Annotated in this window: 21 protein-coding genes and 1 tRNA gene; 17 read left to right on the forward strand and 5 right to left on the reverse strand. The window is 73.0% G+C overall.

Going from position 1 to position 20126, the window contains the following annotated elements; all coding sequences use genetic code 11:
* The first annotated feature begins 42 nt into the window (after positions 1–42).
* From JQN72_RS00455 to JQN72_RS00510, 13 genes are all read left to right on the forward strand, one after another.
* The gene (locus tag JQN72_RS00455; protein ID WP_204133180.1) at positions 43–384 is read left to right on the forward strand and encodes a hypothetical protein; all 342 of its coding nucleotides are present in this window, start codon (positions 43–45) and stop codon (positions 382–384) included.
* Between the two features lie 383 nt (positions 385–767).
* Complete coding sequence (gene mfd, locus JQN72_RS00460) at positions 768–4358, forward strand: transcription-repair coupling factor (RefSeq protein ID WP_204133181.1); 3591 nt, start codon at positions 768–770, stop codon at positions 4356–4358.
* An 11-nt stretch (positions 4359–4369) separates the two neighbouring features.
* Complete coding sequence (locus JQN72_RS18085) at positions 4370–4903, forward strand: hypothetical protein (RefSeq protein ID WP_239099890.1); 534 nt, start codon at positions 4370–4372, stop codon at positions 4901–4903.
* Positions 4900–5850: a MazG family protein gene (locus JQN72_RS18090; protein WP_307812313.1), complete on the forward strand. Its 951-nt coding sequence runs from the start codon at positions 4900–4902 to the stop codon at positions 5848–5850. Before JQN72_RS18085 ends, JQN72_RS18090 begins: the two co-directional genes overlap by 4 nt.
* A gap of 50 nt (positions 5851–5900) precedes the next feature.
* Complete coding sequence (locus JQN72_RS00470) at positions 5901–6881, forward strand: carbohydrate kinase family protein (protein WP_204133183.1); 981 nt, start codon at positions 5901–5903, stop codon at positions 6879–6881.
* Positions 6878–7807, forward strand: a complete 930-nt coding sequence (locus JQN72_RS00475; RefSeq protein WP_204133184.1) for a pseudouridine-5'-phosphate glycosidase — start codon at positions 6878–6880, stop codon at positions 7805–7807. Before JQN72_RS00470 ends, JQN72_RS00475 begins: the two co-directional genes overlap by 4 nt.
* Before the next feature lie 253 nt (positions 7808–8060).
* Positions 8061–9350, forward strand: a complete 1290-nt coding sequence (gene eno / locus JQN72_RS00480; protein WP_204133185.1) for a phosphopyruvate hydratase — start codon at positions 8061–8063, stop codon at positions 9348–9350.
* Between the two features lie 156 nt (positions 9351–9506).
* Complete coding sequence (locus tag JQN72_RS00485; protein WP_204133186.1) at positions 9507–9953, forward strand: septum formation initiator family protein; 447 nt, start codon at positions 9507–9509, stop codon at positions 9951–9953.
* Complete coding sequence (locus JQN72_RS00490; protein ID WP_307812316.1) at positions 9950–10480, forward strand: DUF501 domain-containing protein; 531 nt, start codon at positions 9950–9952, stop codon at positions 10478–10480. Before JQN72_RS00485 ends, JQN72_RS00490 begins: the two co-directional genes overlap by 4 nt.
* On the forward strand, positions 10477–11424 hold the full coding sequence (locus JQN72_RS00495; protein ID WP_204133188.1) for a Ppx/GppA phosphatase family protein: 948 nt from the start codon (positions 10477–10479) through the stop codon (positions 11422–11424). Before JQN72_RS00490 ends, JQN72_RS00495 begins: the two co-directional genes overlap by 4 nt.
* 86 nt (positions 11425–11510) lie before the next feature.
* Positions 11511–11843: a PadR family transcriptional regulator gene (locus JQN72_RS00500; protein WP_204133189.1), complete on the forward strand. Its 333-nt coding sequence runs from the start codon at positions 11511–11513 to the stop codon at positions 11841–11843.
* Positions 11840–12886 (forward strand): hypothetical protein, encoded by a 1047-nt coding sequence (locus tag JQN72_RS00505; RefSeq protein ID WP_204133190.1) that lies wholly within the window; start codon positions 11840–11842, stop codon positions 12884–12886. Before JQN72_RS00500 ends, JQN72_RS00505 begins: the two co-directional genes overlap by 4 nt.
* A gap of 129 nt (positions 12887–13015) precedes the next feature.
* Positions 13016–13090: transfer RNA gene (locus JQN72_RS00510), tRNA-Leu, on the forward strand.
* A 77-nt stretch (positions 13091–13167) separates the two neighbouring features.
* Here JQN72_RS00510 and JQN72_RS00515 read toward each other — a convergent pair.
* The 3 genes from JQN72_RS00515 to JQN72_RS00525 form a co-directional block, all read right to left on the reverse strand.
* Complete coding sequence (locus JQN72_RS00515; RefSeq protein ID WP_204133191.1) at positions 13168–13449, reverse strand: hypothetical protein; 282 nt, start codon at positions 13447–13449, stop codon at positions 13168–13170.
* Complete coding sequence (locus JQN72_RS00520) at positions 13446–13958, reverse strand: hypothetical protein (protein ID WP_204133192.1); 513 nt, start codon at positions 13956–13958, stop codon at positions 13446–13448. Before JQN72_RS00520 ends, JQN72_RS00515 begins: the two co-directional genes overlap by 4 nt.
* 67 nt (positions 13959–14025) lie before the next feature.
* Positions 14026–14685, reverse strand: coding sequence for a DJ-1/PfpI family protein (locus tag JQN72_RS00525; protein ID WP_204133193.1), 660 nt, complete (start codon positions 14683–14685; stop codon positions 14026–14028).
* A gap of 122 nt (positions 14686–14807) precedes the next feature.
* On the opposite strand from JQN72_RS00525, the gene JQN72_RS00530 reads away from it, so the two are divergent.
* The 3 genes from JQN72_RS00530 to JQN72_RS00540 all read left to right on the forward strand — a co-directional run bounded on the left by JQN72_RS00530 (position 14808) and on the right by JQN72_RS00540 (position 17189).
* Positions 14808–15749, forward strand: coding sequence for a GlxA family transcriptional regulator (locus JQN72_RS00530; protein WP_204133194.1), 942 nt, complete (start codon positions 14808–14810; stop codon positions 15747–15749).
* Positions 15750–15960: 211 nt separating this feature from the next.
* The gene (locus JQN72_RS00535; RefSeq protein WP_239099893.1) at positions 15961–16851 is read left to right on the forward strand and encodes a Bax inhibitor-1/YccA family protein; all 891 of its coding nucleotides are present in this window, start codon (positions 15961–15963) and stop codon (positions 16849–16851) included.
* Entirely contained in the window at positions 16848–17189 is a 342-nt protein-coding gene (locus JQN72_RS00540; protein ID WP_204133195.1) for a hypothetical protein, read from the forward strand. The genes JQN72_RS00535 and JQN72_RS00540 overlap by 4 nt, the downstream gene beginning before the upstream one ends.
* Before the next feature lie 25 nt (positions 17190–17214).
* On the opposite strand, the gene JQN72_RS00545 is transcribed toward JQN72_RS00540, so the two are convergent.
* Positions 17215–18438, reverse strand: coding sequence for an acetyl-CoA C-acetyltransferase (locus JQN72_RS00545; RefSeq protein WP_204133196.1), 1224 nt, complete (start codon positions 18436–18438; stop codon positions 17215–17217).
* A 144-nt stretch (positions 18439–18582) separates the two neighbouring features.
* Positions 18583–19581, reverse strand: a complete 999-nt coding sequence (locus tag JQN72_RS00550) for an SGNH/GDSL hydrolase family protein (protein ID WP_307812317.1) — start codon at positions 19579–19581, stop codon at positions 18583–18585.
* 157 nt (positions 19582–19738) lie between these two features.
* Between JQN72_RS00550 and JQN72_RS18095 the strand changes: the two genes are divergently transcribed.
* Positions 19739–20119: a hotdog domain-containing protein gene (locus JQN72_RS18095; RefSeq protein WP_204133198.1), complete on the forward strand. Its 381-nt coding sequence runs from the start codon at positions 19739–19741 to the stop codon at positions 20117–20119.
* Positions 20120–20126: the final 7 nt, after the last annotated feature.

Raw genomic sequence — 20126 nt, forward strand, 5'->3', positions numbered from 1 at the left:
GCGCTCGCCGCGACGATCTCGGTGGCCTCCGCAAGGGCTTGCGTGTCGGCCGTCCCGCTCGGGGTCGAGACCGTCGGTGCGGGTGCGGGCTCGTCGGCCACGGGGGCGGGGGCCGGTGTCGCGGCCGCGGGTGCCGAAGGGCTGGACGATGTCGTCGGCGCGGTCGTGGCTCGGCCGGGTTCCGGTGTCGGCGACGGCTCGGACTTCGCGGCCGGTGAGGACGAGTGTCCCGGGGTGGCCTCCGGCCCGAAGGCAGCAGGGACGGCGGCGTGGGATGGGACCGACCCGGAGGGTGGGGTGCCTGCGGGAGTGGCGGGCGTCGAGGCCGTCGCGGTGACGGCCTCCGGAGCCTCGTCGGGACTGCTGGCCACGGTCAGGGGCTGAGGAGCCGCGAGGGAGACGGCCACAGCCCCCACGAGGACGGCGGCTGCCGCTCGGAGGGAAAGGTGTGGGGCTGGGGAGAGGGACATCACGGCTCCAGCACGGCGCGACCCACCGCGCGAAGTGTCCGGGCAGGGTGACCGGACAGTGGGGTCACGACCGCGCGGGTCACAGGGGAGAGGGAGGTGCGCGGCTGGCGTGGACGCTAGTACGGGCAGGGACCGAAGATGGGGACCAACGGGCATTTATTCGCCTTTCGGCCGATATGTGTCGAACCTTCGAGGTATTTCTCACGTTTTTGCATTTCACCTTCCGGCGAATGGTGTATGCCGGAGGAGGGCGCCGGTCGGGGGCTGTCGGCGGGGCGGACTACGCTGGCGTCCGACATGCCATCGCTCTCCTCGTTGCGCTCCCGGGTCGCCGCCCTCCCCGCCATCTCCGCCCTGTCCGAGGCCCTCGACGTCCCGTCCGCCGAGGTCGAGGCCTCCGCCCCTCCGGGGGCGAGGCATGCCGTCCTGGCGGCGCTCGCGCCGCGCGGCTCCGGGGCGCCGGTGCTCGCGGTCACCGCCACGGGCCGGGAGGCGGAGGACCTCCACGCCGCGCTCGCCACGTCCCTCGGCCCGGACGCCGTCGGGCTCTTCCCCTCGTGGGAGACGTTGCCGCACGAGCGCCTGAGCCCGCGCAGCGACACCGTCGGCCAGCGTCTGTCGGTGCTGCGCCGGCTGGCCCACCCCGACGCCGGCGACCGGACGCACGGGGCGCTCTCCGTCGTCGTGGCGCCGGTGCGGGCCGTGCTCCAGCCCGTCGCCAAGGGACTCGGCGGCCTCCGTCCGGTCGCGTTGTCGGCCGGCGACGACATGCCGCTCGAGCAGGTCGTCGAGGACCTCGCGGCCGCGGCGTACGCCCGCGTCGACCTCGTCGAGCGCCGCGGGGAGTTCGCGGTGCGCGGCGGCATCCTCGACGTCTTCCCGCCCACCGAGGAGCACCCGCTGCGGCTCGAGTTCTGGGGAGACACCGTCGAGGAGATCCGCTGGTTCAAGGTCGCCGACCAGCGCTCCCTCGAGATCGCCGAGCACGGGCTGTGGGCGCCGCCGTGCCGCGAGCTGCTGCTCACGTCGGCTGTCCGGGAGCGGGCCGCGGCGCTCGCCGACCGGCTGCCCGGCGTCGCCGACATCCTCGACCGGCTGGCCCACGGCATCGCCGTCGAGGGGATGGAGGCGCTCACCCCGGCCCTCGTCGACGGGATGGAGACCCTTCTCGAGGTGCTGCCGCGGGACGCGGTCCTCGTCGCGTGCGACCCCGAGCGCATCCGCACCCGGGCGCACGACCTCGTCGCGACGAGCGAGGAGTTCCTCGAGGCGGGGTGGGCCAACGCCGCCGGTGGGGGTGCCGTCCCCGTCGACCTCGAGTCCGTGCTCGGGACGGCCTCCTTCCGCACCATCGCCGACCTGCGCGAACAGGCCCGCGACCTCGGCATCCGCTGGCTCGACCTCACCCCGTTCTCCGGGGACGGCGAGGACGGCCTGCGCGACCTCGGGCTCGTCGCGTCGCCCACCTTCCGTGGCAGCACCGAGGACGCCGTGGACGAGCTGCGCCGGCTCGTCGCCGACGGGTGGTCGGTCCTCACCGTCACCGAAGGGCCCGGTCTCGCCAAGCGGGTCACCGAGGTGCTCGCCGAGCACGAGGTGTCGACCCGGCTCGCCGCGGACGACGCCGTTCCCGGCCCCGGGGTGGTCACCGTGACCACCGGTGCCGTCGCGGCGGGCTTCCTCGTCCCCGAGGACCGCCTCGCCGTGGTCACCGAGGCCGACCTCACCGGCTCGGCGGGGGGCTCGGGCACCTCGACGAAGGACATGCGCCGGATGCCGTCGCGGCGGCGCAACCAGGTCGACCCCCTCCAGCTCCGGCCCGGCGACTTCGTCGTCCACGAGCAGCACGGGGTCGGGCGGTTCGTCGAGATGGTGCAGCGCACCGTCCAGGGCGCCACCCGCGAGTACCTCGTCCTCGAGTACGCGGCCTCCAAGCGCGGCCAGCCGGGGGACCGGCTGTACGTGCCCACCGACCAGCTGGACCAGGTGACCCGCTACGTCGGCGGCGAGCAGCCGACGCTCAACAGGATGGGCGGCTCCGACTGGCAGCAGACGAAGGGGCGGGCGCGCCGCTACGTCAAGCAGATCGCGGCCGAGCTCATCCGCCTCTACTCGGCGCGGATGGCCACGAAGGGGCACGCGTTCGGCCCGGACACCCCGTGGCAGCGCGAGCTCGAGGACGCCTTCGCGCACGTCGAGACCCCCGACCAGCTGAGCACCATCGACGAGGTCAAGGCCGACATGGAGCGCGAGGTCCCGATGGACCGCCTCGTGTGCGGCGACGTGGGCTACGGGAAGACCGAGATCGCGGTGCGGGCCGCCTTCAAGGCGATCCAGGACGGTACCCAGGTCGCGGTGCTCTGCCCGACCACACTGCTCGTCCAGCAGCACGTCAACACCTTCGCCGAGCGCTACGCGGGCTTCCCCGTCGTGGTCAAGGCGCTCTCCCGCTTCCAGACCGACGCCGAGGCCACCGCGGTGCTCGCCGGGCTGGCCGACGGCTCCGTCGACCTCGTCATCGGCACCCACCGCCTCCTCGGCAAGGAGGTCCGGTTCAAGAACCTCGGGCTCGTCGTCGTCGACGAGGAGCAGCGGTTCGGGGTCGAGCACAAGGAGCGGCTCAAGGAGATGCGCACCTCCGTCGACGTCCTCGCGATGTCGGCCACGCCCATCCCGCGCACCCTCGAGATGGCCGTGACCGGCATCCGCGAGATGTCGACCCTCGCCACTCCGCCCGAGGAGCGCCACCCCGTACTCACCTACGTCGGCGCGTACGACGAGAAGACGCTCACCGCGGCCGTCCGGCGCGAGCTGCTGCGCGAGGGGCAGGTGTTCCTCGTCCACAACAAGGTGTCGACGATCGAGAAGGCCGCCGCCCGGCTGCGCGAGCTCGTGCCGGAGGCCCGGGTCGCCACGGCCCACGGGAAGATGGGGGAGCACCGTCTCGAGCAGGTCGTGCTCGACTTCTGGGAGAAGCGCTTCGACGTCCTCGTCTGCACGACGATCGTCGAGACCGGTCTGGACATCAGCAACGCCAACACGCTCATCGTCGAGCGAGCCGACCGGCTCGGCCTCTCCCAGCTGCACCAGCTCCGAGGGCGGGTGGGCCGGGGCCGGGAGCGGGCGTACTCCTACTTCCTCTACCCACCGGAGACCCCGCTCAGCGAGACCGCGCTCGACCGGCTCCAGACGATCGCGAGCAACACCGACCTCGGGTCCGGGATGCAGGTCGCCATGAAGGACCTCGAGATCCGCGGTGCGGGCAACCTCCTCGGAGGCGAGCAGTCCGGGCACATCGCCGGCGTCGGGTTCGACCTCTACGTGCGCCTCGTCGGCGAGGCCGTGGCCTCGTTCCGCGGCGACGGCGAGGAGCCGCCGGCCGAGATCAAGATCGAGCTGCCGGTCGACGCGCACCTGCCGCACGACTACGTTCCGCACGAGCGGCTCCGGCTCGAGATGTACAAGAAGCTCGCCTCGGTCGTCGACGAGGCTCAGCTCGCCGAGATCGAGGGCGAGCTCGTCGACCGCTACGGCACGGTGCCCGAGCCGGTGCGCAACCTCCTCGAGGTCGCCCGGCTCCGGACGGTCGCGCGCGCGGCCGGCATCGCCGACATCTCCGTGCAGGGGCCGAACATCCGCTTCGGCCCGGTCGAGCTGCGCGAGAGCCAGCAGCTGCGGCTGAACCGCCTCTACCCGCGCTCCGTCCTCAAGGCCGCCACCGGCAGCCTCCTCGTGCCCGCGCCGAGGACCGCGCCCGTCGGCGGCCGCCCCCTGCGCGACCGTGACATCCTCGACTGGGCCGCACAGGTCGTCCGCACCGTCGTCATGGACAATGTCGGTGAGGCCGCCCGCGCCGCGACCGCCCCGGCAGGTGGGGCGACCCGATGAAAGGACTGCTCGTGACCCTCCCGGTTCGCCGCCTCGTCGCGGCGCTCGCCCTCGGCGCCGCCCTGCTCACCGCCGGTTGCGGCAGCCTGGAGACCGACCGGGCCGCCACCGTGGACGGACGCGTCATCACCGAGACCGAGGTCAACTCGGTGATGGAGCAGATCAACGCGATGGACCCCTCGCCGGTGCAGAACCCCCTGACACCCGGGGCGGCGCTGACCCAGCTCGTCCGTTCGGCTCCCGCCCTGGAGTTCTTCGCCGAGAACGGGCTCGTGTCGTCGGAGTCCCTGGCCCGCACGCAGGCGCGCGACGGCGGCCTCGACGACCCGAGCGACGCCACGATCGAGATCCTGCGGTACTTCCACGCGCTGAACGTCGCCTCCTCGGGCCAGCAGTTCACCCAGGAGGACCAGGCGGAGTTCTTCCAGCGGATCAGCTCGCAGGAGGTCGACGTCAGCCCGCGCTACGGCGCGTTCGACCCGGAGACCCTCGCGGTGACCGCGACGACGCCGGAGTGGGTCGAGCCGTTCGCAGCCCCGCAGTGAGGGCCGGGCGGCTCGCGCTGCTCCTCACCTCGCCGCGGGTCCCGCCCGGCCTGCTGTCCCACGGTGCGTGGAGCGCTCTGGCCGAAGCCGGCCTGCGCCTCGCCCGGGACGTCGACGAGCCGGTCGTCGAGGCCCTGACCGAGGCCGGTCTCACCGTCGACACCGTCGGCGCTCTCGCCCCCGCCGGCCTGGCCCGCCGGCTCGTCTCGGCCGCCCAGGAGGGCGCGGACGTCGTGTGGCTCGGCTCCTCCGACGGCGACCCGGGGCTCTCCGACGCCATCGCCGCCGAGGTGTCGCGGATCGAGTCGCCCCCGGACGTCGAGGTCGTCGTCGGCTCCTGGGACGTCCAGGGCGGACGTCTGCTCGACGTCGTCGCCGCGATGGACCGGCTGCGCTCCCCGGGCGGGTGCCCGTGGGACGCCGAGCAGACGCACACCTCGCTCGCTCCCTACCTCGTCGAGGAGGCCCACGAGGTGCTCGACGCCATCGACGGCGAGGACCCCGCGGCCCTCGCCGAGGAGCTCGGTGACGTCCTGCTCCAGGTCGTGTTCCACGCCCGGGTCGCCGAGGACGCCGAGGACGGGCATGCCTTCGACATCGACACCGTGGCCGGGGTACTCGTCGACAAGCTCGTCCGCAGGCACCCGCACGTCTTCGCCGACGGCGACGCGAGAACTCCGGACGAGGTCGAGCAGGAGTGGGAGCGGATCAAGGCCGCCGAGAAGGAGTCGCGCGGAGGCGGGTACGACGAGGATCTCCTGCACGGCGTCCCGGCCTCGCTCCCCCCGGAGCTCGCCGCGCGCAAGGTGCTCGCCCGCCTCCGGCGGCGTGACCTGGTGGGCGACCCGGAGGCGATGGAACGGGTCGAAGCGGCCCGGGAGCGGCTGGCGGTGGCCGAGGAGGACGTCCGCGCCGCTCTGCGCGAGCTCGCCGACGGCCTGCGGTGACGACGGGCGCGGTGCACGGGGGCCACCACGAGGGGCTCTAGGCTGCTCCGGTGCCCAGCCCCCGTCGTGTCGTCGTCGTCGGCGGTGCGGTCGTCGACGTCAAGCTCCGCACGGCGGGACCGGCCGTCCTCGGGACGAGCAACCCCGGGATGATGGAGACGACGGTCGGTGGCGTCGGGCGGAACATCGCCGAGGGCCTCGCCCGCCTCGGCACCCCGACGGTGCTCGTCGCGGCGGTCGGCGACGACCCGGCCGCCGACGCGGTGCTCGCGCGCACCACAGCGGCCGGTGTCGGATGCGAGCACCTCGTCCGGTCCGCGCACCCCACCGGTACCTACACCGCCGTGCTCGACCACGCGGGTGACCTCGTCGTCGCCGTCGCCGACATGCGGGCCTCCGACGAGCTCACCGCCGACGACCTGACGGCCGTCCACACCCTTCTCGAGGGCGCGGGTGCGCTCGTCCTGGACGCCAACCCCCCGCCGGAGGTCCTCTCCCGGCTGGTCCAGCTCGCCCGCGACGCGGGCGTCCCCGTGGTGCTCGAGCCGGTGAGCGTCGCCAAGTCCGGGGCCCTCGCGGGCGTGCCGGCCCCGGACCGGCCGGTCGCGCTGGTGACGCCGAACGTCGACGAGCTCGCGGCGCTGGTCGGCCGTCCCGTCCCCGATGCCGAGACCGACGTCCTGGCGGCGGCCGGCGAGCTGCACCGTCGGGGCGTCTCCACCGTCTGGGTGCGCCGCGGGGCTGCCGGCAGCCTCGTCTCGACCACGGAGGACGGTGCCGTGCGCGCGGTCGCCGTCGGCACGACCGGCGGGCCGGTGGTCGACGTCACCGGCGCCGGGGACGCCATGACCGCGGGCTACGTCCACGCCCTGCTCGGAGGGAGCGGGGTCGTCGAGGCCGCGCGCGCCGGCCAGGTCTGCGCCGCCCTCACCTGCGCCTCGCCCGACACCGTCCGTCCCGACCTCACCGCGGCGCTCGTCGCCGAGCACCTCGGTCCCGCCGTTCCGCCCATCCAGGAGCTCAGCCCATGACCACCCGCACGCCGCATCCCGCCCTCGCCGTCGCACCGGAGGTCGCCGAGGCGATCGCCGAGGGCCGTCCGGTCGTGGCCCTCGAGTCGACGATCATCAGCCACGGGATGCCCTACCCCCAGAACGTCACGATGGCGCGCGAGGTCGAGGCCGTCGTCCGGGACGCCGGTGCCGTGCCCGCGACGATCGCCGTGCTCGGCGGTCGTCCGACTGTGGGCCTCTCCGCGGACGAGCTCGAGCTCCTCGGGTCCGACCCGGGTGTCCGCAAGGTGAGCGTCCGAGACCTCGGCCATGTCGTCGCCACCGGCGGGCACGGTGCGACGACCGTCGCGAGCACGATGCGCCTGGCGGGGCTCGCCGGCATCGAGGTGTTCGTGACCGGTGGGCTCGGCGGTGTGCACCAGGGGGCGGAGTCCTCGATGGACGTCTCGGCCGACCTCACCGAGCTGTCCCGGACGCGCGTCGCCGTCGTGTCGGCGGGTGTGAAGTCCATCCTCGACATCGGGCGCACCCTCGAGATGCTCGAGACCCTCGGGGTGCCGGTCGTCGGCCTCGCGACCGACGAGTTCCCGTCGTTCTTCTCGCGCTCGTCCGGTCTGCCGGTGCCCATGCGGCTCGACACCGCCGAGCAGGTGGCGGCGATGGTCCGGGCCACGTGGGACCTCGGGCTGGAGTCCGGGGTGGCCGTCGCGAACCCCGTGCCGGCCGAGGACGAGATGGCGCCCGCCGACATCGACGACGTCATCCGGCAGGCGCTCGCGGACGCGGACGCCGCGGGGGTCGTCGGGAAGGACATCACGCCGTACCTGCTCGGCCGGATCGTCGAGCTGTCGGACGGGCGGTCGCTGGCGACGAACATCGCGCTCGTGAAGCACAACGCCCGGGTCGGTGCCGCGGTCGCCGTGGCCCTGGCCGCCTCGCGCTGAGCTCGCTCGTCCGCTCGGCGGTCGCCGTCAGGACAGGTCGCATCGCGGCGGCCGGAGCTGCTCGTCGCCGCACGAGCTCGGCTCGGAAGCCTTCTCGACGGTTCCGAGCCGTTGCAGGCGGCTCGCAGGCGCGGACCCGGCGTCCGAGCCGGGTTGCGGCACCGGTACCACGGCGCGGGTCGCTCTGGGGTGACCTGCGCCACGAGGGCTAGGCTCGGAGATGAACCGATTCCCTTCCCCAGCAGGAGCTGTAGTGGCCAGCATCGATGCAGTAGGCGCGCGCGAGATCCTCGACTCGCGCGGCAACCCCACCGTCGAGGTCGAGGTCGCCCTCGACGACGGCACGGTCGCGCGGGCGGCGGTCCCGAGCGGCGCCTCGACCGGTGCGTTCGAGGCCGTCGAGCGCCGGGACGGCGACAAGGACCGCTACCTCGGCAAGGGTGTGGAGAAGGCCGTGGACGCGGTCATCGACGAGCTCGGGCCGAAGCTCCTCGGCTTCGAGGCGAGCGAGCAGCGTCTCGTCGACGCCGAGATGCTCGCCGTCGACGGCAGCGCGAACAAGGAGAAGATCGGCGCCAACGCCATCCTCGGCGTCAGCCTCGCGGTGGCCCGGGCCGCCGCCGACTCCGCCGACCTGCCGCTCTTCCGCTACGTCGGCGGGCCCAACGCCCACGTCCTGCCGGTGCCGATGATGAACATCCTCAACGGCGGCAGCCACGCCGACTCCAACGTCGACATCCAGGAGTTCATGATCGCGCCGATCGGCGCCGGGTCCTTCCGCGAGGCGCTGCGCTGGGGTGCCGAGGTCTACCACGCGCTCAAGTCCGTCCTCAAGGAGAAGGGGCTCGCTACCGGGCTCGGCGACGAGGGTGGCTTCGCGCCGAACCTCGAGTCCAACCGGGCCGCTCTCGACCTCATCGTCGAGGCGATCCAGCGCGCCGGCTACACCCCGGGCGAGCAGATCGCGCTCGCGCTCGACGTCGCCGCCACCGAGTTCTGCGAGGACGGTGGCTACGCGTTCGAGGGAGGCACCAGGTCGGCCGCCGAGATGGTCGACTACTACGCGGAGCTGGTCGACGCCTACCCGCTCGTCTCCATCGAGGACCCCCTCGACGAGGAGGACTGGGACGGCTGGAAGACCCTCACCGACCGGCTCGGGTCCCGGGTCCAGATCGTCGGAGACGACCTCTTCGTCACCAACCCCGAACGGCTCGCGCGGGGCATCTCGACCGGCACGGCCAACGCCCTGCTCGTCAAGGTCAACCAGATCGGCTCGCTCACCGAGACCCTCGACGCCGTCGACCTCGCCCACCGCAACGGGTACCGCTGCATGATGAGCCACCGCTCCGGCGAGACCGAGGACGTCACCATCGCCGACCTCGCCGTCGCCACGAACTGCGGCCAGATCAAGACCGGCGCCCCGGCGCGCTCCGAGCGGGTCGCGAAGTACAACCAGCTGCTGCGGATCGAGGAGGAGCTCGACGACGCGGCGCAGTACGCCGGCGTCGGCGCCTTCCCGCGTTTCGCGGCCCGTCAGGGCTGATCCGGAGCCCCGATGGCCGGCCGCTCGCCCCGTCCCGCGTCCCGTCCCCCGCACCGCGGGGCGGGGGCGCGGTCGGGTGCGCGTGGTCGGCCGGGTGGTGGGTCGGCGCCGCGGTCGGGCCCTCGCGGCTCCGCCACGTCCCCGACGACCGCCAAGGTGGTCCGGCGGCTGCCGTCGGGCTGGCGGGCCCGGGTCGGCGGAGCCGTGTCGAACCGGGTCGTCCGGCGCGGCGTCGTCCTCGCCTCCATCGGCGTCTTCCTCGCGGTGCTGCTGTCGTCGTCCGTGGCTGCCTGGCTGCACCAGCGCAACGAGATCGCCGCACTGCGGGACGAGGTGGCCGAGCAGGAGGCCGACGTCGCCCACCTGCGAGCGGAGCGGGAGCGCTGGAACGACCCGGCGTACGTCGAGCAGCAGGCCCGGGAACGGCTGAAGTTCGTCCGGCCGGGTGAGCGGTCCTTCACGGTCCTCGACCCCGAGACCGGCGACGAGGACGGCGGTCCCGAGGCCGCTCCGGGCACGGACCCCGACGTGCCGGTGCACCCCTGGTACGACACGTTGTGGCAGTCCGTTCGCACGGCGGACGCGCCCGGAGCCGGCCGGTGACCCCGCCGGAGCCGGCCCGCGCGACCGACTCCGACCTCGCAGCGGTCTCCCGCCAGCTCGGCCGCGAGGCACGCGGTGTGGCCGAGGTCGCGCACCGCTGTCCGTGCGGGGAGCCGGACGTCGTCCGGACCGAGCCGCGGCTGCCGGACGGCACGCCGTTCCCGACGTCCTACTACGCCACCTGCCCACGGCTCACCGGCGCGCTGTCCACGCTCGAGAGCCGTGGCGTGATGCGCGAGATGACCGAGCGGCTCGAGGCCGACCCCGACCTCCGCGCGGCGTACGAGGCGGCGCACGCCGACTACCTCGCGCGCCGTGCCGAGCTCGGCGACGTGCCGGAGATCGCCGGCGTCTCCGCCGGCGGGATGCCGGCGCGCGTCAAGTGCCTGCACGTCCTCGCGGCGCACGCGCTCGCCGCCGGGCCCGGGGTCAACCCACTCGGGGACGAGGCGCTCGACCTGCTCGACCCGTGGTGGCAGCGGCACCCGTGCACCGAGGCCACGGCGGACGCCGAGGCCCCGCGGTGAGCCGTCGGGTCGGCGCGGTCGACTGCGGCACGAACTCCATCCGCCTGCTCGTCGCGGACGTGGGGGAGGACGGCCTGCTCACCGACGTCGTCCGTCGGATGGAGGTCGTCCGGCTCGGTCAGGGCATCGACCGCACGGGGACGATCGCGTCCGAGGCGATGGAGCGCACGCTCGCCGCCGCCCGCGAGTACGCCGGGCAGTGCCGGGAGCTGGGGGCGGAGGCGGTGCGCTTCGTCGCGACGTCGGCGTCCCGGGACGCCCGCAACGCCGACGAGTTCGTCGCCGGCGTCCGGGAGGCGTTCGGTGACCTCGACGTCACCCCGGAGGTCGTGCCCGGCGACGAGGAGGCGCGGCTGTCGTTCACCGGTGCCACCGGCGACCTGCGCCGGCTCGGCATCCCCGGGCCGTACCTCGTCGTCGACCTCGGAGGCGGTTCCACCGAGCTCGTCCGGGGCACGGACGATGTCGAGGCCGGGCGGTCGGTCGACATCGGATGCGTCCGGATGACCGAGCGGCACCTGGCATCCGACCCGCCGACCGACGGCGAGGTCGTCGCCGCGCGGGCCGACATCGCGACGGCGCTGCACCAGGCCGAGGAGGTCGTCGACCTCTCCGGGCTCGGGGCGGTCGTCGGGCTGGCCGGGTCGGTCACGACGGTGACGGCGCACGCGCTCGGGCTCGGCACCTACGACCGCGACGCCATCCACCTGGCGAGGGTTCCGCTCGACGAGCACCGCGCCGCGTGCCGAGGACTGCTCGCGATGTCGCGCGAGGAGCGAGCGGCGCTGCCGTTCATGCATCCGGGTCGGGTCGACGTCATCGGGGCCGGGGCGCTGGTCTGGCACGAGGTGCTCGGCCGGGTCGCCCTGCGCTCGCCCGCTGCCGCGGTCGTCACGAGCGAGCACGACATCCTCGACGGCATCGCGCTGTCCGTCCCCGCCTGAGATCGGCACGACACGCCGTCGCTGTCTCCACGACGCACGGTACTGCGTAATCCGTAGTACCGTGCGTCGTGGAGAAGGGAGGCGTCATGGACGGCACACAGCTCGTCAAGGGCGTGCTCGACCTGGCCGTGCTGGCCGTGGTCGCGAGTGAGGACGGGTACGGCTACGACGTGGTCCGCCGCCTGCGGGACGCCGGGCTCGACGAGGTCGGCGACGCCTCCGTGTACGGGACGTTGCGGCGGCTGTACGCGGCGGGGGCGCTGACGTCGTACGTCGTGCCGTCCGAGGAGGGACCGCACCGGAAGTACTACGGCATCAACGCGGAGGGACGGCACATGCTGGAGACGCAGGCGAAGACGTGGGGCGGGTTCACCGCCACGATGGACGGGCTGCTCGCCGGGGCGGGGGTGGCGTCGTGAGCACCCCGACGCAGCCGGTCGTCGACTCCGGGACCGATGACGCTCGGGCCTACGTGCGGGCCGTCCGGGCCTGGCTGGACGACCTCCCGCCGGAGGACGTCGACGACCTGACCCTCGGCATGGAGGCCGACCTCGCCGAGCGGGCGGCCGAGGGCGGGGTGCACCTCGGCGCGCTCGTCGGTGAGCCCGAGTCGTACGCGGCCGAGCTGCGGGCCGCCGCAGGTCTGCCACCGCGGACGGCGGTGGAGGGGCCGTCGTCCCCGCCGTGGCACGCCGGGCTCGTGGTGGCGGCTCGCGGATGGGGTGCCGGGCTGCTAGAGCGAGCCCCATGGCTGCGCGACCTACGCCCGGTCTGGTGGCTGGCCCGTGGGTGGGCGCTCGGATGGTGCCTGGCCTCGGTGCTCTGGACGGGTCGCGTCGTTCTCCTGCCGACCCTGGGAGCTGTCGTGTCCTTCTGGCTCGGGCACAGGCTCGTCGGCGTGGGGAGGGCGGATGTCAGGGTGGTGACGACGAGCCTGAACGCCGTCGCCGCCCTGGTGCTCCCTGCGTCTCTGGGCTTCCTCGTCTACTCGGCGTCGCCCGACGTGTACGAGCCGTGGGTTCCGCCGGGAGTCTCGGTCGGTGGCTCGCAGGTCCAGGACCTCTACGTGTACGACGCGAACGGCGACCGGGTCGAGGGCGCGCGGATCTTCGACCAGGACGGGCAGGGTCTCTTCGTCGACCCCGAGATGCTCGCCTGGCAGGACGGCGTGCCCACGCGGCCGGACGGCACCGTGGACGTGCGCAGCGACGTCTTCCCCGTGGACCTGGGGAACGACGACCGCTGGGCCAACCCCTGGGGTGAGTGGGCCCCGCCGCTGACGCTGCCGCCCCTACCGGTCGTCCCGACGGCCGAGGCGGAGCCGACGGTGGGACCGTCGTCGTCGCCCGAGGCCACGTCGTCACCGACCCCCACGTCCGACCTCACGCCGGCTCCGAGCCGGACCCCGACACCCGGCGCCGTGCTGACGCCCGCTCCGACCCGCACCGCCGGAGCGGGCTGAACTCCCGTCGCGGCGGCCGGAGGTCCGCGACATGGCTGGAGGTCGGGCCAGGTGCCGGCCGCGCTCGAGACCGGAAGCGGTGGCCGGGGGCTCGCGCGCGTGTGGACGGGAGAGCGTTACCGTTGCTGCGCCCCCGTAGCCCAACCGGCAGAGGCAGGCGCCTTAAAAGCGCTCCAGGTGCGGGTTCGACTCCCGTCGGGGGCGCCGGCGCGCCCGACGGGAGAGAGGCGCTCGAACAGACCGTGGGTCACCGGGGATGCGGCGAACGGACCGGTGCGTGTCTACAGGTCGTCCAGCAGCCGCTGTTCCAGCTGCTCGGAGGAGGCGGTGCGGGACGCAAGGAGGCCGCCGATGCCTGGGATGAGCGCACACAGCCACACCCGATGGCCGGGACCTCGGACGAGAACGGCGGTGATGACCGTGACGGTGTAGGCGAGTCCGTGCACGGGACCGAGAAGTCGCGATATCTCCGACGCGTGGACAGTGGCGAGGTTGGCGAGCATCAGCGCGAGCGTGATGAGCTCTACGGCTCCGATGATCCGCAGGGTCTGCCGCGGGCTCATCGTCCGACCCCGGTGGTCGACCCGGGCCGGTAGATCATCAGCACGACGACGATCGCCCAGGCCAGGTTGAACATCCCCGTCGACATCGCGAGTCGGCGCGCGGCATCGCACCCAGCTCGAAGTCCGGCACCACTGTTCCGTGTCGCGTCGTCCGCTTCGCCCACACCGGCGTCGAGGGCGCTAACGACCTGCGCTTGACCCGGTAGGACGCGAGCGACGAGAAGAGCCGCAGCGACCACTGTGACGATCATCGAGACGATCAGCCATGCATCGCCGAGAACACCGATGCTTGCTCCGGTGGCGATCCCGAACACGGGGACGAGTGCCCCGACCACCGCGTAGACGCGCGTGATCCGGTGCAGGATGCGCACCACGGCACCCCTCGTCGCGTCGCCGGGTAGTGCCAGGGCGAGACGTGCGAACCTGGGGAACATGCTCGCGGCGACAGCGACCGGGCCGATGGTGATGATGGCCGCAAGCACGTGCACGGAGAGCAGGAACGCGCTCACGCGGGCGTCCGTTCGCCGGTGACGGTGCACATGGGGTGCGAGCTTCCGTTCCTGGAGATGACGTCGGTCAGGTCGCGAGCTGGCGCTCGCTCTGCACGGTGACTCCGCGCCGCTCGTACTCGAACAGCTCCTCGACGGCGCGCGCAGTCATCGAGCCGAACGTGCGTTCGAGCAGGTACAGGGCGACATCGAGACCCGAGGTGACGCCGCCGCCGCTGATGAGGTCGCCGTCGTCCACGACGCGTGCGCGGACGACGTTCACTCCGCTGGCATCGAGCATGTCGATCCCGAGCACGTGCGTGGTCGCCGTGCGCCCTTCGATGAGCCCGGCCATCGCGAGCGCGAGCGACCCTCCGCAGTAGGCCGCGACCGTGACGTCCGGATTGTCGAGTGCGCGTCCGATCAGGGGCATCGCGTCGCTGGACGCGAACCGGCCCAGAAGTACGGGGATGGTCTCGTCGCCGGCATCGGGGTCGCCGTCGACGGGGCCGACCGCTCCCGGGACGAGCACGAAGCCGGGCGTATCGGGATCGAGCGTCGTGGACGCCGCGAGTGATATCCCAGGGAGGCCGGAGCGCACGGGACCCGGGCCGCCTGCGCTGACGAGCTCGACCGCCAACGCTCCGCCGAGGACGCCGCTGCCCGCCATGAGCGCCTCGTACGGTGCGATGACATCGAGCGGGTCGAATCCGTCGAAAAGCACGAGCTGGGCGCGGAGCGGAGGCATGAATGGTTCCCTTTCGACGGATGTTCCCCCCAATCCTCGCCGCGTCCAGCCGGCTACCGCCATGACTATCAAGACATAGTTCGCCTGAATCTCGCCACGGCGTGAGGACCTATCCTGCCAGCATGTACACGGTCGTCGTGCTCGCTCTCGAAGACGCGATCGCCTTCGATATGGCCACTCCGATCGAGACCTTCGGACGCGTCCGGATTCCTGATGGGCGGCCCGGTTACCGGCTCGTCGTGGCCGGTCCCGAGCCGTCCGTCCAGGCCGGCCCCCTGCGGCTGGCCATCGACGAGGGACTGGACGCACTCGAGCGTGCCGACCTCATCGTCGTACCCGGTCGGAACGACCCTTCCCGCCTCTCGCCGGCCGAGGTCCTCGATGCTCTGCGGACGGCCGCGCAGCGCGGGACGCGGATCGCGTCGATCTGCGTCGGCGCGTTCACGCTCGCCGAGGCAGGCCTGCTCGACGGTCGGGATGCCACGACCCACTGGCTTGCTGCGGACGAGTTCGCGTCCAGGTTTCCGGCCGTCCGACTCGATCCCGATGTGCTCTACACGGACGACGGGGACATCCTCACCTCCGCCGGTGGGGCATCCGGTCTCGACCTCTGCCTGCACATCGTTCACCGGGACTACGGAACGGCGATTGCTGCGGACGCTGCCCGCCTGGCGGTGTCGCCGCTGCACCGCCCAGGAGGGCAGGCGCAGTACATCGTCCGCAACCGTCCGACCTCCCGGTCGTCGACTCTCGGGCCGGTTCTCTGGTGGGTCGAGACCAACGCGCACCGCGAGCTCGCCCTCGCGGACATCGCCGACGCGGCGGGCATGAGCGCACGCACACTGACCCGCAGGTTCAAGGACGAGACAGGGCAGAGCCCGATGCAATGGGTCTCAGGCGTGCGCCTTCGTCATGCGCAGGAGCTCCTGGAAACCACCGACCACACCGTGGACCGGATCGCCGCCGACACCGGGTTCCCGACGACGAGCAACTTCCGATCGCAGTTCGGTCAGTCCCTCGGGGTCACTCCGGGCGCGTACCGCAAGGTGTTCCGCCCCGGATGACCGCTGCCCGCTCGGGTGGGGACGCGAAGGACCGACCGTTCTCATGTCGAGCCCCACCGCGCGGAAGCCTTCGCGCCGTCTGCGCCAGGGAGCTCACGGGGGCCGAGAGGCGCTCGACGGAGAGAGAGCGGTAGTCCTCGCAGGGAGCGCTGTTGTCCACAAGGGCTCTCAGCGGGAACTCAGCAGCGTCGTCCTGCGTCTAGGCTGGTAGATGACGACGGTGACCATCACCGCCACGACCATCACGGAGGAACCGATGGCCAACAACCCGGCATTCAACCGCCTCGAGAAGGACGCACGTAGCGGCTACGCCGGCTTCCGTACCGGCCAGGGCTCGGCCCCTGCGGGTGCCACCCACGCCGCCACCGACGAGCTCAGCGCCCAACAGCTGCAGGAGATGTACAGCGCCCCGTCGGCGGTCCAGCAGGGCTCCGACCGCGTCGTCACCATGGACGACGTCATCATGAAGACGCTCGGCCTGTTCGCGCTCGTCGTCGGGTTCGGGGCCGTCGGCTGGGGCATCGCCGCCGCCAACCCGGCACTCGGCTTCATGGTGTGGATGGGCGGGATGGTCGCCACCCTCGTCCTCGGCCTCGTCATCGCCTTCAAGAAGGCTCTCAGCGTGCCGCTCATCGTCGGCTACGCCGTGGTCGAGGGGCTCTTCGTCGGCGCGGTGAGCCAGTTCTTCGAGCAGCGCTACGCGGGGATCGTCGCGCAGGCCGTCCTCGCGACCCTCGCCACGTTCGCCGGCATGTTCATCGCCTACAAGGTGGGTCTGATCAAGGTCACGCCGAAGTTCCGCCGGATCGTCACGATGATGATCTTCGGCTACGCGATCTTCGCCGTGGTCAACTTCGTCTTCGCGATGGTCACGAACACCGCCTTCGGGTTCGGCGGCTCCGGGTGGCTCGGCATCGGCATCTCGCTCTTCGCCGTCGGCCTGGCCTCGGTGTCCCTGGCGCTCGACTTCGACATGGTCGACACCGCGATCGCCACCGGGGCGCCGCAGAAGTACTCCTGGCTCCTCGCCCACGGCATCATCGTCACGCTCGTCTGGCTCTACATCGAGTTCCTGCGCCTCATCGCGCGCATGCGGGAGTGACCCGACCACGTCGCCACGACGGCGCCGGGGAGGCTGCGGCCACCTCGGCGCCGTCCGCGTCCCGCGACCCGGTTCCACGGCCGGTGCGCGACGACCTCGACCGCATCCGGCGTCGCTGGGCCGAGCTCCCCGTCGCGCGAGCGGAGCAGGCGGCGCCGGCTGTGCGCCGCCTCGTCGAGGAGGCCGCCGCGCGTACCGCCCCCGAGGTGCCGGTACCCGACCTCGGCGCCGCGGTCCTGCCGGACCAGCTCACGGTCGTCGTGTGGGACGCCTACGCACAGGGCCGGGGTGACGGCCTCGCCGAAGCAGTCTCCGCGCTACGCCGCGGTCTGCCCTGACGTCCGGAGCACGCGGCGTCGGCCGTCAGGTGAGCCGCTCGACGACGATCGCCATGCCCTGGCCGCCGCCGACGCACATCGTCTCCAGCCCGTAGCGGCCGTCCCGGGCCTCGAGCCCGTTCAGCATGGTCGTCATGATCCGGGTGCCCGTGGACCCGAACGGATGCCCGAGCGCGATGGCTCCGCCGTGCACGTTGAGCCGCTCCGGGTCCATCCCGAGGTCGTCCGCCGAGGCGAGCACCTGCGACGCGAACGCCTCGTTGATCTCGTAGAGGTCCATGTCCTCGACGGTCAGCCCCGCACGGCCCAGCGCCTGCCGGGACGCCTCGACCGGACCGAGGCCCATGACCTCCGGCGACAGGGCGGAGACGCCGGTCGACACGATCCGGGCCAGCGGGGTGAGCCCGAGCTCCTCGGCCCGGGTGTCACTCATGACGACCACCCCGGACGCACCGTCGTTGAGCGGGCAGCAGTTGCCCGCCGTGACCGTTCCCTGCTCCCGGAACACCGGCTGCAGGCCGTGGACCGCCTCGAGGGTGACCCCGGGACGGGGGCCGTCGTCGGACGACACGACGGTGCCGTCGGGGAGGGTGACCGGCAGGATCTCGCGGGCGAAGAAGCCGTCGGCGATCGCCTTCTCGGCCCGGTTCTGGCTCGTGACGCCCCACTCGTCCTGGCGCAGCCGGGAGATGCCGCGGGACGTCGCCACGTTCTCGGCGGTCTGGCCCATCGCGATGTAGACGTCGGGGAGCTCGCCGTCCTCCCGCGGGTCGTGCCACGGCGCGTTGGACGAGGCGGTCTCCACGGTGCGCGCTGCGGCGTCGGCGAAGAGTGGGTTCTGTGCCTCGCCCGTGCTGCCACCGGCGCCGGTGAAGCTCTCGTACTGGCTCACGCACTCGACGCCACCGACGACGAAGGTGCCCCCCTCGCCGGCCTTGACGGCGTGGAAGGCCATCCGCATGGTCTGGGTCGACGAGGCGCAGAAGCGGTTGACCGTCGCGGCGGGGAGGTGGTCCATCCCGGCGAGCACGGCGATGACGCGTGCCATGTTCGAGCCGTGCTTGAACGACGGATCGGCACACCCCCAGTAGAGGTCGTCGACGGTCTGCGGGTCGAGGCCCGGGAGCCGGTCCATCAGCCCACGGACCACCTGGACGGACAGGTCGTCGGGGCGCATCTCCCGCAGCGAGCCCTTGAAGGCCCGGCCGATCGGGGTGCGGGCGGTGGCGACGATGACGGCCTCGGGCACGGGTACCTCCTCGAACGGGCGAGCGGCCGGTCGTCCGGCTGAGCGCTCGCTCGGTGAACCGTCCCAGCGTAGGCGGGAGAGGCACCTCCCGCAGTGGGCTTCGTCGCGACGGGGCGTCCCTCGGCCCGCGGCGAGCCACGCAGGTCAGGCCGGCGAGCTCTCCGTCTCCGGACCACCGGCCACGGTCTCGTGTCGTGGGTCCTCGGCGGGCGGCACCGGACCGGGCCGACGACGCAGGAGGACGGCCCACCGGCCCCGTGGCCCGCGGCTCTCGCCGGCCACCTGGGTCGGGGCGACCTCGGTGCCCGCGGTACGCACCGCCTGCCCCGCGGCGACGGCGACCGGTCCGACGCGCTCGCCCCGCAGCGGCTCGGGCCGACGGTCCTCGGAGTCGGCGCCCCAGATCCGCAGCGCCGCGCAGACGCTCGGCAGCAGGGCTGCCGCTGCACGTGCGTACCCGACGGCCGAGGGGTGGAAGCGGTCCTTGCTGAACATCTCGGCAGGGGACGCCGCGAACTCCGGACCGAGGAGGTCACCGAGCGAGACGGTCCGGCCCCCGGCCTCGACGACCGCGACGGTCTGTGCGGCGGCGAGGTCTCGAGACCATCGGCGCATGAGGGTCCGCAGCGGCTGCTGCACGGGCTGGATGGTGCCGAGGTCCGGGCAGGTGCCCACGACCACCTCGGCGCCGAGGGCGCGAGCCCGCCGGACGGTCTGCTCGAGGTGCCGGACGGCGGTGGACCGGTCGGTGCGGTGCGTGACGTCGTTCGCGCCGACCATGACGAGGACGACGTCCGGGTGGAGGACCTCCTTCAGGGCGTTCGCGAGCTGGCGTTCGAGGGAACCGGACTCGGCGCCGACGACCGCGCGGTTGGTGAGCCGGACCGGTCGCCCGGTGATGGCCGAGACCCCGTTGGCGACGATGGCCCCGACGGTCTCGTACGGGTGGTCGGCACCCATCCCGGCGGCCGAGGAGTCGCCGAGGACGACGAGCTCGTAGGGCTCGCCCCGTCCCGCGCCGTACATGCCGTCGTCGTCCGGAGAGGTGTCGAACGGGGTGCCGATGACCCGTCGGGCGAGGGCCGCCTCGGCCTTGATGACCGCGTAGCCGAGAGCTCCGACCGCGGCGCCGGCGGCAGCCATCCCGCCACCTCCGTAGGCTGCGGTGGCCGCGATCTTCCGGGCTCGTCGTGCTCGTCCCATGTGGCTCGGCCGCTCCTTCCTCGGGTGTCGCCCACCACGGTAACGCCGCGCTCGACGGTCCCGTTCCGCGGTCCTGCGGGCCTCCTACGCTGGGCGGGTGGACGTGGACGCCGGGAAGGCAGAGGTCGAGCGGCGGGTGGGGCCGGAGGACACCGCGGAGGTGCTCGGCTCCGGCAGCCTGCCGGTGCTGGGGACCCCGCGGCTCGTGGCGTGGGCGGAGGCCGCGACGGTCGCCGCCCTCGCCCCCGGGCTGTCGGAGGGCGAGACGAGTGTCGGCGTCCGGGTCGAGGTCGACCACCGGGCCCCGAGCGTCGTCGGCGACCTCGTGCTCGTGCGTGCGGAGGTCGTGGCCGTCGAGGGGCGTCGCGTCACGCTGGACGTCGTCGCGGGCACACCCGACGGCACGGTGCTGGCCCGGGGCACCGTCGAGCGGGTGGTCGTCGAGGCGGCGAAGTTCCTCGGCCGTCTGCGATCCTGAGGGTCCT

Origin of the sequence: Phycicoccus sp. CSK15P-2, from assembly GCF_016888005.1 — a bacterium.
Lineage (GTDB): Bacteria > Actinomycetota > Actinomycetes > Actinomycetales > Dermatophilaceae > Phycicoccus.